The following is a 17,268-nucleotide window of genomic DNA, read 5'->3' on the forward strand; positions in this document are numbered from 1 at the left end:
CGGGAGCCGTCCGGCGCGTGGGCAAGCTGCGCGCGCTGCTGCTTGCGACCAGCATCCTGATGCCCTTCACCGCCCCTTTGGCGCAGGAGATGGAGCTGCGCGGCAACATGGCCGAGCCGCTGGTCCCCGACATCCGCACCCGGCAGGGCACGCCGCCTTCGCCGCCTGCCGCGCGTGCCGCAGCGGATGCGCCCGATGCCGGCGGCGGCTCCGCCGACGGTGTCGATCCGCTGGTCGATCCCCCGCTGACCGCGACACCGGAACCCGAACCGCGCCGCCGACCGGCCTCCGCCATTACCGAGCAGGATGTGGATTCGCCGCCCAACCCGCGCGCCGCCGCCGTCAACCCCGAGGAGCCGACCCGTCTCAATCCGCGCGAAGAGCCCACCGGCGCCATAGAGCAGGTGCGCCGCGCCCCGGAGGACGATCCCTTCGCGGCGCCCGGCATCAGGATGGGCACCTTCCTGCTGCGCCCCTCCCTCGAACAGGGCCTGACGGCGACCTCCAACGCCGATGGCGGCGCCGGCGGTCGCTCCGCCGTGCTGTCCGAAACGACCTTGCGCCTCAACGCCGCCTCCGACTGGAACCGGCACTCGGCCGGGATCGACGGCTACACGACCTATCGAAAGTCCATTTCCGGCCAGGATGTGGAAGACGCCCGCGGCCGCATCGACGCCCGGCTGAACCTCGACCTCGACCATGAATGGCGTGCCACCGGCAGGCTCGGCTATGAAGCGTCGCCGGAATCGGCCTCCTCCCCCGTGGTCATCACCGGAACCGCGTCGCGGCCCACCCGCCACCAGATCGACGGCAGCATCGGCCTCGAGAAGGCACTGGGCAAGCTGCATCTCGGCCTCACCGGCGAGGTCGAGCGCGAAATTTATGAGGATGCCAGGCTCTCCACCGGCGGCAACCTCTCGCAGAAGCACCGCAACTCGACGCTCTACGCGGCAAGGCTGCGCACCGGCTACGAGATTTCGCCGGCATTGACCCCCTTCGTGCAGGCCGAAGGCGGACGGCGCATCTATGACGAGCGCGTCGATCCGGACGGCTACCGCCGTTCCGGCAACCTGCTGGGCGCCAGCATCGGCACGCAATTCGATTTCGGCGAGAAGCTGGGCGGCGAGATCGCCGCCGGCTGGCTGCGCGAGAGCTTCGACGACGACCGCCTCGGCGCGCTGTCGGCCGCCACCATCGACGCCAACATCAGGTGGTCGCCGCAGCGCGGCACCAATATCGGGTTGCGGGGCACGACCTCCCTTGAAGGCACGACCGCGCCGGGCGAAAGCGGCTCCGTGCTCTATGCTCTGCGCCTGACGGGCGAGCGCGAAATCCGCGCCAACCTGACCGCCAATGCGCTTCTCGGCATCGACTGGCGCAACTACAGCGGATCGAACGACCGCGACGTGATCTACACCGCCGAGGCAGGCCTCACCTGGTGGATGAACCGCTATGCCGGGCTGACCGTGCGCGCCTCCCACGAAACGGTCGACAGCAACATCACCGGCCGCAGCGCCAAGACCAACAGCATTTATCTGGGCCTCACCGCGAGACGCTAGACAGACCATGAACTCGGAGGCTTAGAGCGGCCTTGGACCGCCCCCAAGCCATCGATCAGGCAGGCTTGATCTCGTCCAGCAGCCCGCGGATCGTTCCGGCCATCGACCCGTTCAGATCGCTGCGCCACAGGGCGAACGCGACATTGGCCTCGACAAAGCCTTCCGGCGAGCCGCAGTCATAGGTCCGGCCTTCGTAGCGATAGCCGTAGAAGGGCTGTTCCTCGGCGAGCCGCAGCATGGCGTCGGTGAGCTGGATTTCGTTGCCGGCCCCTCTCTCCTGCCCCGCAAGGATCTCGAAGATTTCCGGTTGCAGGATGTAGCGGCCGTTGATGTAGAAATTCGAGGGCGCGGTACCGGGCGCCGGCTTTTCCACCATACCGGTGATGCGGAAGCCCGTATGGACGTCCTCGCCGCGCCCGACGATGCCGTATTTGTGGGCCTCGGCCGGATCGCATTCCTGCACCGCCACGATGTTGGAACCGGACTTTTCGTAGAGCTCGACCATGGAGGCGAGGCAGCTCTTGCGGGACTGCATGATCATGTCCGGCAGGAGCAGGGCGAAAGGCTCGTCGCCCACCAGCTCGCGCGCGCACCACACGGCATGCCCAAGGCCCAGCGGCACCTGCTGGCGGGTGAAGCTGGTCTGGCCGGGAGCCGGCTGGAGGCGCTGCAGGCGTTCGAGCTGGTCGGTCTTGCCGCGCTGCTCGAGCGTGTCGTAAAGCTCGAACTGGATATCGAAATGATCTTCGATGACCGCCTTGTTGCGGCCGGTGACGAAGATGAAGTGCTCGATGCCGGCCTCGCGCGCCTCGTCGACGACATATTGAATGACAGGCCGGTCGACCACCGTCAGCATCTCTTTCGGGATGGCCTTCGTGGCCGGAAGGAAGCGCGTGCCCAGCCCCGCAACCGGGAAGACTGCCTTTCTTACTTTCTTCATAATCTCAGCGTCTCACTTTCTTCTGCCGGCCGCAAACGGCCGACAATCACACGGCTAGCATTGAGGAATACTGAATGACCAAATTCGGGCGTTCCCCCTGCTTTAAACCCGTCCATGCACATTTTCGTTCCCGCAGGGACCTATGGTAAACTAAATCCTAACCGAATTCCGGCAATGGATGGCTTTCCGGCAGATCTTAGGAGAACCAGATGTCCGATCGCAAAGCACGCCCCTTCATGCGCGCCCTGACCGTGGCAGGCCTGTCATTCGCCCTGCTGATGCCGGCGGGTTCAGCCTTCGCCGATGCCGGCTTCCGCCAATGGGTGGCCAGTTTCCGCACCACCGCCGTGCAGAGCGGCGTTTCCGGCGCCGTCTACGACCGCGCTTTCCGGGGCATCACCGAGATCGATCCGGTGGTTCTGGAAAAGGCCCGCTACCAGCCCGAATTCGTGGCGCCTGCCTGGGATTATTTCGACAACCGCGTCCATGACGAGTCGGTCGCCACCGGCCGTGAAATGGCGCGCAAGTGGAAGCCGTGGCTCGACCGCATCGAGCAGCGCTTCGGCGTCGACCGCCATGTGCTGCTGGCGATCTGGTCGATGGAATCCAACTACGGCGAGATCCTCAAGCGGCAGGACGTGATGCGCTCCGTTGTGCGCTCGCTGGCCACGCTGGGCTATGCCGACAAGCGCCGGGCCAAGTTCGCCCGCACCCAGCTCATCGCCGCGCTGAAGATCCTGCAAAGCGGCGACATCGACGAGAGCCACCTCACCGGCTCGTGGGCGGGCGCGATGGGCCACACCCAGTTCATCCCCACCAGCTATCAGGCCTATGCCGTGGACATGGACGGCAACGGCAAGCGCGACATCTGGGGCTCGATTCCCGACGCGCTGGCGACCGCCGCCAACCTGCTGCGCAAGAACGGCTGGCAGAGCGGCCGCACCTGGGGCTACGAGGTGGTGTTGCCGCCCGGCCGCAAGTTCCCCAGCGGCTCGATGTCGCTCGACAAATGGGCATCCATCGGCGTCAAGCGCGCCAACGGCAAGCCTTTCGTCAGCGGTTCGGAGCAGGCCGAGCTGAAGGCTCTCGACGGCCGCCAGGGACCCGCCTTCCTCGTCATCAAGAACTTCTCGGTCATCAAGCGCTACAACAATGCCGACAAATATGCGCTGGCCGTGGGCCTCCTGGCCGACCAGATCGCCGGCTATGGCGGGCTGGCGCAGGACTGGAACCGCCCCTTCACCAAGCTGAGCTTCACCGAGCGGCAGGAGCTGCAGCAGCGCCTGTCGGCCTACGGGTACTATGACGGCAAGTTCGATGGTAAGATCGGCTCGGGTTCGCGGGCGGCGATCATGGCCTTCCAGGCGCAGGCAGGCATGGAGCAGGACGGCCATCCGAGCATGGAAGTGCTGTCGCGGCTTCGGCGCAAGTAGCCGCCACATCCGATCCCCCAGCGCCGGCCGTCTATGTCGCGACCGGCGCTTTCGCAGGGAAGGGTCGCCCAAGGAAGGGGTCACAAGGAGAGGTCGGCTTGGCTTTGCCACTGGCGCAACGGATCGGAAGGATCAGGAAGCCCGCTTTCGCGGGCGTCGTCGTCCTGATCTTCGGCATGGGCGCGGCCTTGCAGGCCCCGCCGGCCCTTGCACAGGATTTGCAGCTGCGGCCCTGGCTGCGCAACCTGTTTTCACCGCGCCGAGCCGAGCGCGTTGAACCTCCGGCCGAGGCTCCGCAACGGCAACGGCCGAGGGCAGGCGGGGGCGAGCCCCGCAAGAAGAGCACGGCGCGCAGCAAGCCCACGCAACCGGCACCGCCTCCCGTACCCGTGGTCGAGAAGGCCGAGGATGCGCGGGTCGTGCTAGTGGTGGGCGATTTCATGGCCAGCGGCCTGGCCGACGGGCTGACCACCGTCTTCGCCGAGAACCCGGCCGTGCGTGTGGTGGACCGCTCCAACGGCTCCTCCGGTTTCGTCCGTGACGACTATTACAACTGGCCGGGCGAGATCGGCGCCATTTTGCAGGCCGAGAAACCCGCCGTCGTGCTGGTAATGATGGGCTCCAACGACCGCCAGCAGATGAAGGTCGGCGACACCCGCGAGGCCCCGCGCACGGAAGGCTGGACCGCGGAATACCAGAAGCGCACAGTGGCTTTCGGCAAGCAGATCGCCCACGCGAAGCTTCCCTTCCTGTGGGTGGGCATGCCCTCCTTCAGGCCCGGCAGCATGACCTCCGACATGCTGGCCTTGAACGAGATCTACCGTGACGCCGCCGAAACGGCCGGCGGCGAGTTCGTCGACATCTGGGAAGGCTTCGTCGACGAGAACGGCGCCTTCATCTCGCGCGGGCCGGACATCAACGGCCAGCCGGTGACGCTGCGCGGCGAGGACGGCATCAACATGACCCGCGCCGGCAAGCGCAAGGTCGCCTTCTACACGGAAAAGCCGCTTCTGAAGCTGCTCGGGCTGGCCTCGCCCAATGCGACAACCGCCGCTCCCGTGCCGCTGGCGCCGGCCCCGGACGCACCCAGTGCCCCGCTGGCCCCGCTCGATCGCACGCCGCCGATGCTGCTCAGCGATCCGGCGCTGGACGGCGGCACCGAACTGCTCGGCGCCTCGCTGCCGACTCCGAACAACAACGCCGGGAAGGCGCAGGACAAGCGCGAGCCCGCCACCGCCTCTCCCGGCCGGGCCGACAATTTCACCTGGCCGCCGCAGCGCAAGGCGACCATTGCCGCGCCGGACGGCGCCACGGGTTCGGTAGCGCGCGGGAACTGACGGCTGGAGAGACCCTTTCCGGTCGCCTTCGCTTCGCTGCGGCAGACTTCCGGGATCACGATGGCGTGGTTGCCGGAGCAATTCAGGTGAGGCCCCCAACCTCTCCGCCTGCACGAAGGAAGGCTACTATTCGCGACCCTCACCCTTACCCTCTCCCCGCAGGCGGGGAGAGGGTAAGGGTGAGGGGCCGTTTCTACCGGAACTGGAAATGATCTAAGAGCGGCGGACGCCCGAATAAATTCGGGCTGCCGCTCTATCTGTTTGTTTTCGCCGCATTTATGCGACGTCAAGTGATTCCACTTGCCTACAAAATGCTTCAGCGCGGCAGCAGCGTCGCGCCCATCAGCGCCTCGTCGATGGCACGCGCGGCCTGACGGCCCTCGCGGATCGCCCACACCACCAACGACTGGCCGCGCCGCGCATCGCCGGCGGCGAACAGACGCTCGACGCTGGTGCGGTAATCGCGGTCGTTGGCGGCGATGTTGGTGGAACGACGATTGTCGATCATCGTCTTCATGCGCCCGCCAAGTTCCGACAGCACCCCTTGGCTGAACGGACCCGCGAAGCCGATGGCGATGAAGGCGAGGTCGGCGCGGATGACGAATTCCTTACCGGCAATGGGCTTGCGCTTTTCATCCACCTCGCAGCACTTCACGCCGGTGAGCTTGCCGTCCTCTCCGATGAATTCCAGCGTCGCCACCTGGAACTCGCGCTTGGCGCCCTCGGCCTGGCTGGAGGAGGTACGCATCTTGGTCGCCCAATAGGGCCACACCGAAAGCTTGTCCTCCTTCTCGGGCGGCTGCGGGCGGATATCGAGCTGGGTGACGCGCACCGCACCCTGCCGGAAGGCGGTGCCGACGCAGTCGGAGGCGGTGTCGCCGCCGCCGACCACCACGACATGCTGGCCGTTGGCGAGGATCGGGGGCGCCGGCCACGCCACCGACTGGATGTCTTCCCCGCCGACGCGGCGGTTCTGCTGCACGAGATAGGGCATGGCGTCGTGCACGCCGTCGAGATCGGCGCCGGGAATGCCGGCGGCGCGCGGCGTTTCGGAGCCGCCGCAATAAAGCACCGCGTCATACTCGGAAAGCAGGCTGTCCATGCTCTTGTCGACGCCGACATTGACGCCGCAGAAGAAGGTCACGCCCTCGCCCTGCATCTGCTCGATGCGCCGGTCGATGAAGTGCTTCTCGATCTTGAAGTCCGGGATGCCGTAGCGCATCAGCCCGCCGGGGCGGCTTTCGCGTTCGTAGACATGCACCTCATGGCCGGCGCGGCCGAGCTGCTGGGCGGCGGCCATGCCGGCCGGGCCGGAGCCGATGATGGCGACGCGCTTGCCGGTCTTCGTCTGCGGCGGATAGGGCCGGATGTAGCCGATCTCATAGGCCTTGTCGGCCAGCGCCTGTTCCACCGTCTTGATGGCGACGGGAATGTCCTCGAGGTTCAGCGTGCAGGCTTCCTCGCACGGCGCGGGGCAGATGCGGCCGGTGAATTCCGGGAAATTGTTGGTGGAGTGCAGGTTGCGGATCGCCGTCTCCCACTCGCCATTGTAGACGAGGTCGTTCCAGTCCGGGATCTGGTTGTGCACCGGGCAGCCGGTCGGCCCGTGGCAGTAGGGAACGCCGCAATCCATGCAGCGCGCCGCCTGCTTTTCCACCTCGCTGTCCGACATGGGCAGCGTGAACTCGCGAAAATGACGGATACGATCGGAGGCCGGCTGGTACTTGTGGACCTGCCGGTCGATTTCCAGAAAACCTGTTACCTTGCCCATGATGGTTCCTTGACCTTTTCGTGCGGCCCGCAGGCGCATGGCGCGCGGACCGTTCGTACGGGTGCCGACAATTCCGGGCGCCAGACGCCCGGGCGGTTCGGGAGCCGCAACCATGCGGCCCGCAGCTTAGCGCGGACGCGCTCCCGGTTTGAGGTCTGGCGGAACCCCATAGAGGAAGAGCAGCGTGCCCATCCCTATTCCGCTGCCACGTTCATGCGGGCCCGCTCCATTTCCTGCAGGGCGCGCCGGTATTCGACCGGCATCACCTTGCGGAATTTCGGCCGGTAGCTCGCCCAGTCATCGAGAATGGCACGGCCCCGCTGCGACCCCGTATAATGAACATGGTTGAGGATGAGCTGGTAGAGCCGCTCCTCGTCATGGCTGGTCATGTCGTCCGACACGTCCACCCTGCCCTTGTGGTCGATGTCGCCGCCGTGGTGATGCAGCTTCTCCAGCATGTCATCCTCCTCCGGCACGGGCTCCAGCTCGACCATGGCCATGTTGCAGCGCTGGGCGAAATCGCCCTCCTCGTCGAGCACATAGGCGACGCCGCCCGACATGCCCGCCGCGAAGTTGCGCCCGGTGCGGCCGATCACCACCACCACGCCGCCGGTCATGTATTCGCAGCCATGGTCGCCCACGCCCTCCACGACGGCGATGGCGCCGGAATTGCGCACCGCGAAGCGCTCGCCCGCAACGCCGGCGAAATAAGCCTCGCCCTCGATGGCGCCGTAGAGCACGGTGTTGCCGGCGATGATGGAGTCCGCGGCGACGATCCTGGTGTCCTGCGGCGGGCGGATGACGATGCGGCCGCCCGACAGGCCCTTGCCGACATAGTCGTTGCCGTCTCCGATCAGGTCGAACGACACGCCGCGCGCCAGGAAGGCACCGAAGGACTGGCCGGCGGTTCCGGTCAGCGTGACCGAGATGGTGTCCGGCCGCAGCCCCTTGTGGCCGAAGCGGCTGGCGACCTCGCCGGACAGCATGGCGCCGGCCGAGCGGTCGACATTGCGGATCGGCACCTCGATGCGCACCGCCTGCTTCGCCTCCAGCGCCGGCATGGCCTGCGCGATCAGCTTGCGGTCGAGCACATCGTCGATCGGGTGCTTCTGGCGCTCGGTCCAGTGCGTCTGCTCGGCCGGCGCGTCCGGCTTGTGGAACAGGCGGGAGAAATCGAGCCCCCTGGCCTTCCAGTGGTCGATGAGTGCCCGCTTCTCCAGCAGTTCGGTGTTGCCGATGATCTGGTCGAGATGGGTGAAGCCCATTTCCGCCAGCAGCTCGCGCACCTCTTCCGCCACATAGAAGAAGTAGTTGATGACATGCTCGGGCGTGCCCTTGAAGCGCTTGCGCAGAACCGGGTCCTGCGTCGCCACGCCCACCGGACAGGTGTTGAGGTGGCACTTGCGCATCATGATACAGCCGGCCGCGATGAGCGGCGCGGTGGCGAAGCCGAATTCGTCGGCCCCCAGCAGCGCGCCGATGATGACGTCGCGACCGGTGCGCAGACCGCCGTCGACCTGCAGGGCCACGCGGCTGCGCAGGCCGTTCAGCACCAGCGTCTGGTGGGTTTCGGCGAGGCCCAACTCCCACGGGCTGCCGGCATGCTTCAGCGAGGTGAGCGGCGAGGCGCCCGTGCCGCCGTCATAGCCGGAGACGGTGATGTGATCGGCGCGCGCCTTGGCGACGCCGGCCGCGACCGTGCCGACGCCCACCTCCGACACCAGCTTAACCGAGACATCGGCCCGCGGGTTGACGTTCTTCAGGTCGTAGATGAGCTGCGCCAGATCCTCGATCGAATAGATGTCGTGGTGCGGCGGCGGTGAAATGAGGCCGACGCCCGGCGTCGAATGCCGGGTCTTGGCGATGGTGGCATCGACCTTGTGGCCCGGAAGCTGACCGCCCTCGCCGGGCTTGGCCCCTTGCGCGACCTTGATCTGCATCATGTCGGAGTTGACGAGATATTCGGTGGTCACCCCGAAGCGGCCGGACGCGATCTGCTTGATCGCCGAGCGCTCGGGGTTGGCCCCGCCGCCCGGCAGCGGCAGGTAGCGGTCCGGCTCCTCGCCGCCCTCGCCGGTGTTCGACTTGCCGCCGATGCGGTTCATGGCGATGGCCAGCGTGGTGTGCGCCTCGCGGCTGATCGAGCCGAAGGACATGGCGCCGGTGGAGAAACGCTTGACGATCTCCGACGCCGGCATCACGTCGTCCAGCCGCGCCTTCTTGCGGCCGACCTCCTCGGCCGTCCTGATCCGGAACAGACCGCGGATGGCGTGGGCGCTGGCAGCCGCGTCGTTGACCTGCTCGGAGAACTGCTTGAAGGTCTCGGCCGAGCCGTGCCGCACCGCATGCTGCAGGGTCGCCACCGCATCCGGCGTCCAGGCGTGGGCCTCGCCGCGCATGCGGAACATGTATTCGCCGCCCACCTCCAGCGCCCGGCGCAGCACCGGGTCGTCGCCGAATGCGGAGGCGTGGCGCGCGACCGTCTCGGCGGCGATCTGCTCGAGCCCCACGCCCTCAATCAGCGTGGCGGTGCCGGTGAAGTACTTGTCCACGAATTCGGACTGCAACCCGATGGCGTCGAAAATCTGGGCGCCGCAATAGGACTGGTAGGTCGAGATGCCCATCTTGGACATGACCTTCAGGATGCCCTTGCCGATCGACTTGATGTAGCGGGTCACCAGTTCCTGCGCGTCCACTTCCGGCGGGAACTGGCCCTTGGTGTGCATGTCGATCAGCGTATCGAAGGCGAGATAGGGGTTGATCGCCTCCGCGCCATAACCGGCGAGACAGCAGAAATGGTGGATTTCGCGCGGCTCGCCCGATTCCACCACCAGCCCGACCGAGGTGCGCAGCCCCTTGCGGATGAGATGATGGTGCACCGCCGCCGTGGCCAGCAGCGTCGGGATGTCGATGCGGTCCGGCCCGATCTGGCGGTCGGAGAGGATGATGATGTTGTAGCCGCCAGCCACAGCCGCCTCGGCGCGCTCGCACAGCCGCTCGATGGCGGCCGGCATGCCCGCCGCCCCTTCGGTCGCCGAATAGGTGATGTCGATGGTCTTGGTGTCGAAGCGCTCCTCGGTATGGCCGATGGAGCGGATCTTCTCCAGATCGGCATTGGTGAGGATGGGCTGGCGCACCTCGAGCCGCTTGCGGCGCGAGGAGCCGATAAGGTCGAAGATGTTCGGCCGCGGCCCGATGAAGGAGACGAGGCTCATCACCAGCTCCTCGCGGATCGGATCGATCGGCGGGTTGGTGACCTGCGCGAAGTTCTGCTTGAAGTAGGTGTAGAGCAGCTTCGGCTTGTCCGACATCGCCGCGATCGGCGTATCCGTGCCCATCGAGCCCACGGCTTCCTGCCCGGTGGTGGCCATCGGGGCCATCAGCAGCTTCAGGTCTTCCTGGCTGTAGCCGAAGGCCTGCTGGCGATCGAGCAGCGACACGTCCTTGCGCAGCGCGCGCGGTTCGACCGGGTTGAGGTCCTCCAGGATGAGCTGCGTGTTCGCCAGCCACTTCCTGTAGGGATGCCTGGTGGCGATCTCGGTCTTGATCTCCTCGTCGGTGACGATGCGCCCCTTTTCGAGGTCGATCAGCAGCATGCGCCCCGGCTGCAAGCGCCACTTGGTGACGACATGCTCTTCCGCCACCGGCAGCACGCCGGCCTCGGAGGCGAGGATCACGCGGTCGTCGTCGGTGACGATGTAGCGCGCGGGCCGCAAGCCGTTGCGGTCCAGCGTTGCGCCGATCTGGCGACCGTCGGTGAACACCACGGCGGCCGGTCCGTCCCACGGCTCCATGAGGGCGGCATGATACTCGTAGAACGCCTTGCGCTCCTCGCTCATCAGCTTGTTGCCGGCCCAGGCTTCCGGGATCAGCATCATCATGGCGTGGGCGAGGCTGTAGCCGCCCTGGAACAGGAATTCGAGCGCGTTGTCGAAACAGGCCGTGTCGGACTGGCCTTCATAGGAGATCGGCCACAGCTTCGAGATGTCGTTGCCGAACAGCTCGCTGTCCACCGAGGCCTGGCGCGCCGCCATCCAGTTGTTGTTGCCGCGCACCGTGTTGATCTCGCCATTGTGCGCGACCATGCGGTAGGGATGCGCCAGCTTCCACGACGGGAAGGTGTTGGTGGAAAAGCGCTGGTGGACGAGGATCAGCGCCGATTCGAAGCGCGGGTCGAGAAGGTCCCTGTAGTAGGCGCCCACCTGATTGGCCAGGAACATGCCCTTGTAGACGATGGTGCGCGCCGACAGCGACACGCAATAGGAGCCGACGTCGCGATTGTCGTTCTCGGCATAGATGCGGCCGGAGATGACCTTGCGCAGGATGAAGAGCCGGCGCTCGAACTCGTCGTCGTCGCCGGCATCGGCGGGACGGCCGAAGAACACCTGCCGGTGGAACGGCTCGGCGGCCACGATGTCCGGCGCCCGGGACAGCGAGGCGTTGTCGACCGGCACGTCGCGGAAGCCGAGCACCGCGAAGCCTTCGGACTGCGCCGACTCGACGATCACATCGTCGATATGGGCGCGCAAGGCGGTGTCCTGCGGCATGAACCAGTGGCCGACGCCATAGCCGCCGGCTGGCGGCAGTTCGACGCCCTGCCCCGCCATCTCCTCGCGAAAGAAGCGATCCGGAATCTGGACCAGCACGCCGGCGCCGTCGCCGACCAGCGGGTCGGCGCCCACCGCGCCGCGATGGGTCAGGTTCTCCAGCATCTGGAGGCCGTCGAGGACGATCTGATGCGACTTCACGTTCTTCATCTGGGCGATGAAGCCGACGCCGCAGGCATCGTGCTCGTTGCGCGGGTCGTAGAGGCCCTGCGCGGATGGCGGTATGCCTCGGGTAGCGATGCGTTTGAAGGTGGCCGCCTCGGTCTGTGCGGCCGGCCTCAGGTCCGTCGTCACAGATGGCGTCACATGCGTCATCGCTGTCATCCTCCATTTTCGCGCCGGAGAGGCGTCTGGTTGCCTAGGGAGCATCCGGCTCCCGGTTGGGTATGCGTACCGCTGGCGAGAACTCTTCGAGCCCCGCCGGTCAGCGGGGAAAAGCCGCTTGCGCCACCAGTCGGATCGATCATCGTACTATACGCTGATCCGGACTGCCTTGCGCGGATAAATAAGACAGCATTACTGTCCTAAATTTCTATGGCAGAAATCAAAAAAGCACACAAGACCGATTCATGAAAAAAATTCGCGCTTTTGGATAGAAAGTTGCGGAGGCACCCAGCCGGGAGAAACTTTCCGTCGATCCTTGCAAGACCGCTGCCCTTCCTCCCGGCATGCATGCGCCGCAGTCATCCCGCGCATCTTGTCAGCCGCCCGCGAAACGGCTCAATTGCGCGCCGGAACCCACCTCAGCAATGGAGCCGCAAATGTTCTTCGCTTCCGACAACTGGGCAGGCGCCCATCCTGCCATTGCCGCCCGCCTGTCGGGTGCGGCCGGCGGCTTCAGCGCCGCCTATGGCGATGGCGATCTCGACAAGGCGGTCTGCGACCGCTTCGGCGAAATCTTCGAACACGAGGTGGCGGTGTTCTTCGTGGCGACGGGCACGGCGGCCAACGCCCTTTCGCTGGCCTCATACGGCAAGCCCGGCGGCATCTCCTTCTGCCATACGCAGGCGCATGTCATGGAGGACGAGTGCGGCGCGGTGGAATATCTGTCCGGCGGCGGGCGCCTGCATGGCATAGGCGGCGCGCTCGGCCGCATCGACCCCGGCGAACTGGAGCGCGCGCTCGACCGTTTCGTGCCGGAATTCGTCCACGCCGGGCGCCCGACCGCCGTTTCCATCACCCAGTCGACCGAAATCGGCACCGTCTATTCGCTGGACGAGATCGCCGCGATTTCCGCCCTCGCCAAGCGCCATTCCCTGCCGCTCCACCTGGACGGCGCCCGCTTCGCCAACGCGCTGGTCGCGCTGGAGACGACGCCCGCCGAGATGACATGGAAGCGCGGCGTCGACATCGTGTCCTTCGGCGGCACCAAGAACGGCTGCTGGTGCGCGGAAGCCATCGTCGTGTTCGACCCTGGCCGGGCCCGCGAGCTTGCCTTCCTGCGCAAGCGCGCCGGCCAGCTCTTTTCCAAATCGCGTTTCGTCGCGGCCCAGTTCGACGCCTATTTCCGTGACGATCTGTGGCTGGAGAATGCCCGCCATTCCAACTCCATGGCTGCCAGCCTTGCCGCCGCCATCGAGGCTGCGCCCGGCCTGCGCCTTGGCTGGCAGCCGCAGGCGAATGAGGTCTTTGCCGTCATCACCGACGACCGTGCGGAAAAATTGCAGGCGGCAGGCGCCGCCTTCTACGACTGGCCGCTGCCGGCAGGCTCCACGGAAACGCTTGGCGAGAACGAAAAACTCTACCGTTTCGTCACCAGCTTCGCCACCACGGCGGAAGACATCGACCGCTTCGCCTCCCTCGTCGGCTGACACCGGCCAACAAAAAAGCGGCGCGGGTTTCCCCGCGCCGCCTCTCTCTCGGGAGGAATGAGAGAAGATCAGTTGACGGTCTTGGCCTCGATCTGCCTGGACGTATCGCCATTCACCGAGGCGATCGCGATCTTGCGCGGCTTCAGTTCCTCGGGAATGTTGCGCTTCAGGTCGATGTGCAGCAGGCCGTTCCGGAGGGCCGCGCCGACGACATCGACGTGATCGGCAAGCTGGAAGCGGCGCTCGAAGGCGCGCGAGGCGATGCCGCGATAAAGCAACTCGGAGCCGTCGCTTTCCGTCTCTTCCTTGCGCTCACCCTTGATGGTCAGCACATTGCGGTGGGCCTCGATGGAAATCTCGTCCTCAGCGAAGCCGGCCACCGCCATGGAAATGCGATAGGCATCCTCGCCGGTCTTCTCGATGTTGTAGGGCGGATAGGACTGGCCACCTTCGGGCTGGGCAAGCGTGTCCAGCATGCCGAAGAGGCGGTCGAAGCCTACGGTCGAGCGGTAGAGGGGGGAAAAATCAACGTGACGCATGGTGTGTTCTCCTGTCGAGCAACAAGGTTTGCGTTGTGACCCTTCGGAAGCCCTGACTGGGCACTTCCTGAGCCAGCAGCCCCGACATCGGCGACCGCCCGATACATTTGGGGGCACCCAAAAACACTTTCAAGGCCTCGGCGAAGGCGTCGATGAACGCCCGATGAACGCGGCGCTCAAAACCCGTTCAGGTGACCTTGGCTATTCCTATAGCTGCAACGGAAAGGCGCCGATGCCAGACCAGAGCCGAACCGGATGTAACGTCCCTTCCATCCGGATCGTCAGCGGCCGGAAGTCGTTTAAGGCGACTTCCGGCTCCGCTTGCTCATTTTCCGCGTGCGCTTTTGCTGGAATTGCTCTTGCACGGGATTTCCTTTGCAATATGCCTCGGCCCTTCCTATCACCATGGCCTGACCCGCAGCACAGGCCGACGGCCGGATGACAGAGCATTTCTTCAACACCCCGGACAACCCGCTTCCCGACAATGCCGTCGGCGGGTTCTTCAAGGCCCGTGACGGCAGGCAGATCCGCTATGCCCGTTTCGCGGCCACGGGTCGGCCCGAAAAGGGAACCGTGATCCTGCTCCAGGGCCGCAACGAGTGCATCGAGAAATATTTCGAGACGGTGCGCAACCTCTCCGCACGCGGCCTCGGCACCGCGACGCTCGACTGGCGCGGCCAGGGCGGCTCCGACAGGCTGATCCGTGACCCGCAGCGCGGCTATGTCCGCAGCTTCCGCGACTATGCCGACGACCTGGACATATTCTTCAAGGAAATCGTGCTGCCGGACTGTCGCGGCCCCTATTACATTCTCGCCCACTCGACCGGCGCGCTGGTCGCCCTGCTCGCTTCGCCCAGACTGGTCAACCGCGTCCAGCGCATGGTGCTGCTCACGCCCTTCCTCGGCATTCCGGGGCAGTGCTATTCGATGAAGGCGATCCGGCTGATGACGACGGTACTCACCCTGCTCGGCCTCGGCCGCCTCTATGTCAAATGGGGTCCGCCCAAGGCCGCTGCGCCCTTCGAAGTCAACGAGCTGACATCCGATCCGGCGCGCTACAGGCGCAACACCTCCATGTTCGACGCGCATCCCCGCCTGGCGCTCGGCGGGCCGACCGTGCGCTGGCTGCGCGCCGCAAGCGCCGCCGCCCTGGCTGTCAGCCGGCCGGACTTCATGGCCCGCATGCGCATCCCCACGCTCATCGTCGCAGCCGGGGCCGACACCGTCGTCTCCACCCGGGCGATCGCCCGCTACGCCAGATATCTGCGCCTGTCGTCGCTGCTGACCATCGATGGCGCCCGCCACGAAATCCTGCAGGAAGCCGATTTCTACCGCGAACAGTTGCTCGCGGCCTTCGATGCCTTCGTGCCGGGCAACGAGGAAGAAATCTTCACCGCCGCCTGAGCGGACCTAGCCTTTACGCAGGTCGAAACCGGCTCCCGCTTTCGGGCGACAGGCTCATCCACGTAAAGCAGCCATGGCGGCCTCGTGCAATTGCGGCGTGGCGGCGGCCAGGATGTCGCCGCCGTTTTCGGCCGGACCGCCGTCGAACGTGGTGACCACGCCCCCCGCCTGCTCGATGATCGGGATCAGCGCCACGATGTCATAGGGCTTCAGCCCCGGGTCCATGACGATATCGACGCATCCCGCCGCCAGCATGGCGAAGGCGTAGCAGTCGGTGCCGTAGCGGGCCAGCCGCACCTTGCCCTCGAAGCTGTTGTAGCGCTGGCGCATGTCGCCCTTGAACAGGGCCGGCGTCGTGGTGAAGGAGATGGCGTCGGCAAGGTTCACCGTCTTGCGGGCCGACAACCGCCGCGCGCCGCCCGGCCCGTCATAATGCGAACCGGAACCGTCGGCATAGAACAGCTCGCCGGTGAAGGGCTGGGACATCATGCCCGCCACCGCATCGGCATCCACGGTCAACCCCACCAGGGTGCCCCACACGGGCAAGCCGGAAATGAAGGCGCGGGTGCCGTCGATCGGATCGATCACCCACACATGGCGGCTGGTAAGGTTTTCGCTGCCATGTTCCTCGCCCAGAATGCCGTGTTCCGGGAACTCCGTGTTGATGAGCCGGCGAATAGCCAGTTCCGCCTGCTGGTCGGCTTCAGTCACCGGATCGAAGCCGCCCGCCTCCTTGTTGTCGACGGCGCCCTGGGCGCGGAAACGCGGAAGGGTCTCGGCCGCGGCGACCTTGGCGACCCGCCGGAGGAAATCGGGTGAAATATGCAATTCGGTCTCCTGAGGAATGCGACGGGCCGTTGCCTGTCCGGGCAAGGCTTCGTCATAGCAAAGAAGGCGGCAAAGTCACGTGGCAGAGAGGACTTATTCGGCGGCCAGCGGCGGGGCGAGGAAATGATGATCGGACAGCGCCATCAGGTCGGCGCAGAACTGCGTCATGTCTGCGACCAGCGCGTCGAAGCCGGCGGTCTTCTCCAGCGTGCGCTCGTTCATGTAGAGGCCGCGATTGATCTCGACCTGCACCGCATGCGCCTTGCGCGCCGGGCGTCCGTAATGCTCGGTGATGAAGCCGCCGGCATAGGGCTTGTTGTGGGCAACGGAATAGCCCATCGCCGAAAGCAGATCGATCGCCGTGGCCGTCAGCGCGCCCGAGGCCGAGGTGCCGAAGCGGTCGCCGACGATGAAATCGGGCCGCAGGCCGGTCTCGCTCACGCGCACCCCGGCCGGCATGGAATGGCAGTCGATCAGCACGGCAAAGCCGAAGGCGGCCTGGGTCCGCGCCAAAAGCCGCTTCAGCGTCTCGTGAAACGGTTTGTAGACGGTTTCGATCCGCATCACCGCCTCGGCCAGCGGCAGCCGGCCGGCGTAGATGTCGAACCCCTCCCCCACCAGCTTCGGCACGGTGCCGAGCCCGCCCGCCACCCGGGCCGAACGGATGTTGCAGTAGGGCGGCACCGGCTCCACGAACATGCGCGGATCGAGCTCCCAAGGTTCGCGGTTGGCATCGAGATAGGCGCGCGGGAAATTGGCCGCCAGAAGCGGCGCGCCGAGCATGACCGCACCACCGAACAGCTCGTCGACATAGCAATCCTCCGACCGGCGCACATCATGCGCGCCGAGCCTGCTCATGGCCAGGAAGCGCTCGGGATAGTGCCGGCCGCTGTGCGGCGAGCTAAACACGAAGGGCACACGCTGCTCTGCGGCGGCCCGCACCTCGAAGGCGGGTACAACCGAAAAATCCTCGGCCGCTGTCGTCAATTTCGCTGAACCTCTGGAGGACGCCACGTCATATTTCGAAACTGCCATCCGG

General features: G+C 66.0%; 11 protein-coding genes. 5 read left to right on the top strand and 6 right to left on the bottom strand.

All coding sequences use genetic code 11. From position 1 onward, the window contains the following. The first annotated feature begins 17 nt into the window (after nucleotides 1-17). Nucleotides 18-1,559 carry an outer membrane beta-barrel protein gene (locus ACVCNR_RS05665; RefSeq protein ID WP_447074066.1) on the top strand — a complete coding sequence of 514 codons (1,542 nt, stop codon included), beginning with the start codon at nucleotides 18-20 and terminating at the stop codon, nucleotides 1,557-1,559. Nucleotides 1,560-1,614: 55 nt separating this feature from the next. On the opposite strand, the gene galU is transcribed toward ACVCNR_RS05665, so the two are convergent. Then, nucleotides 1,615-2,499 (bottom strand): UTP--glucose-1-phosphate uridylyltransferase GalU, encoded by an 885-nt coding sequence (galU, locus tag ACVCNR_RS05670; RefSeq protein ID WP_354193930.1) that lies wholly within the window; start codon nucleotides 2,497-2,499, stop codon nucleotides 1,615-1,617. Nucleotides 2,500-2,708: 209 nt separating this feature from the next. On the opposite strand from galU, the gene ACVCNR_RS05675 reads away from it, so the two are divergent. Together ACVCNR_RS05675 and ACVCNR_RS05680 are read left to right on the top strand one after the other, a co-directional pair. Then, on the top strand, nucleotides 2,709-3,932 hold the full coding sequence (locus ACVCNR_RS05675; RefSeq protein WP_354193929.1) for a lytic murein transglycosylase: 1,224 nt from the start codon (nucleotides 2,709-2,711) through the stop codon (nucleotides 3,930-3,932). A 98-nt stretch (nucleotides 3,933-4,030) separates the two neighbouring features. Continuing rightward, the gene (locus tag ACVCNR_RS05680) at nucleotides 4,031-5,269 is read left to right on the top strand and encodes an SGNH/GDSL hydrolase family protein (RefSeq protein ID WP_447074067.1); all 1,239 of its coding nucleotides are present in this window, start codon (nucleotides 4,031-4,033) and stop codon (nucleotides 5,267-5,269) included. A 316-nt stretch (nucleotides 5,270-5,585) separates the two neighbouring features. Here the strand turns inward: ACVCNR_RS05680 and ACVCNR_RS05685 are convergent, their stop codons facing one another. Together ACVCNR_RS05685 and gltB are read right to left on the bottom strand one after the other, a co-directional pair. Continuing rightward, nucleotides 5,586-7,040: a glutamate synthase subunit beta gene (locus ACVCNR_RS05685; RefSeq protein ID WP_354193927.1), complete on the bottom strand. Its 1,455-nt coding sequence runs from the start codon at nucleotides 7,038-7,040 to the stop codon at nucleotides 5,586-5,588. A gap of 194 nt (nucleotides 7,041-7,234) precedes the next feature. After that, the gene (gltB, locus tag ACVCNR_RS05690) at nucleotides 7,235-11,962 is read right to left on the bottom strand and encodes a glutamate synthase large subunit (protein WP_447074068.1); all 4,728 of its coding nucleotides are present in this window, start codon (nucleotides 11,960-11,962) and stop codon (nucleotides 7,235-7,237) included. A 446-nt stretch (nucleotides 11,963-12,408) separates the two neighbouring features. On the opposite strand from gltB, the gene ACVCNR_RS05695 reads away from it, so the two are divergent. Beyond that, complete coding sequence (locus ACVCNR_RS05695) at nucleotides 12,409-13,458, top strand: threonine aldolase family protein (protein WP_354193925.1); 1,050 nt, start codon at nucleotides 12,409-12,411, stop codon at nucleotides 13,456-13,458. Between the two features lie 68 nt (nucleotides 13,459-13,526). Here the strand turns inward: ACVCNR_RS05695 and ACVCNR_RS05700 are convergent, their stop codons facing one another. Continuing rightward, nucleotides 13,527-13,997 (bottom strand): Hsp20 family protein, encoded by a 471-nt coding sequence (locus ACVCNR_RS05700; RefSeq protein ID WP_354193924.1) that lies wholly within the window; start codon nucleotides 13,995-13,997, stop codon nucleotides 13,527-13,529. A gap of 438 nt (nucleotides 13,998-14,435) precedes the next feature. On the opposite strand from ACVCNR_RS05700, the gene ACVCNR_RS05705 reads away from it, so the two are divergent. Continuing rightward, nucleotides 14,436-15,401: an alpha/beta fold hydrolase gene (locus ACVCNR_RS05705; protein ID WP_354193923.1), complete on the top strand. Its 966-nt coding sequence runs from the start codon at nucleotides 14,436-14,438 to the stop codon at nucleotides 15,399-15,401. 54 nt (nucleotides 15,402-15,455) lie between these two features. Here the strand turns inward: ACVCNR_RS05705 and hisN are convergent, their stop codons facing one another. Then, nucleotides 15,456-16,229, bottom strand: coding sequence for a histidinol-phosphatase (gene hisN / locus ACVCNR_RS05710; protein ID WP_354193922.1), 774 nt, complete (start codon nucleotides 16,227-16,229; stop codon nucleotides 15,456-15,458). 93 nt (nucleotides 16,230-16,322) lie between these two features. Further along, complete coding sequence (locus tag ACVCNR_RS05715) at nucleotides 16,323-17,264, bottom strand: N-formylglutamate amidohydrolase (RefSeq protein WP_354193921.1); 942 nt, start codon at nucleotides 17,262-17,264, stop codon at nucleotides 16,323-16,325. Nucleotides 17,265-17,268: the final 4 nt, after the last annotated feature.

The organism is Aquamicrobium terrae (genome assembly GCF_052978165.1).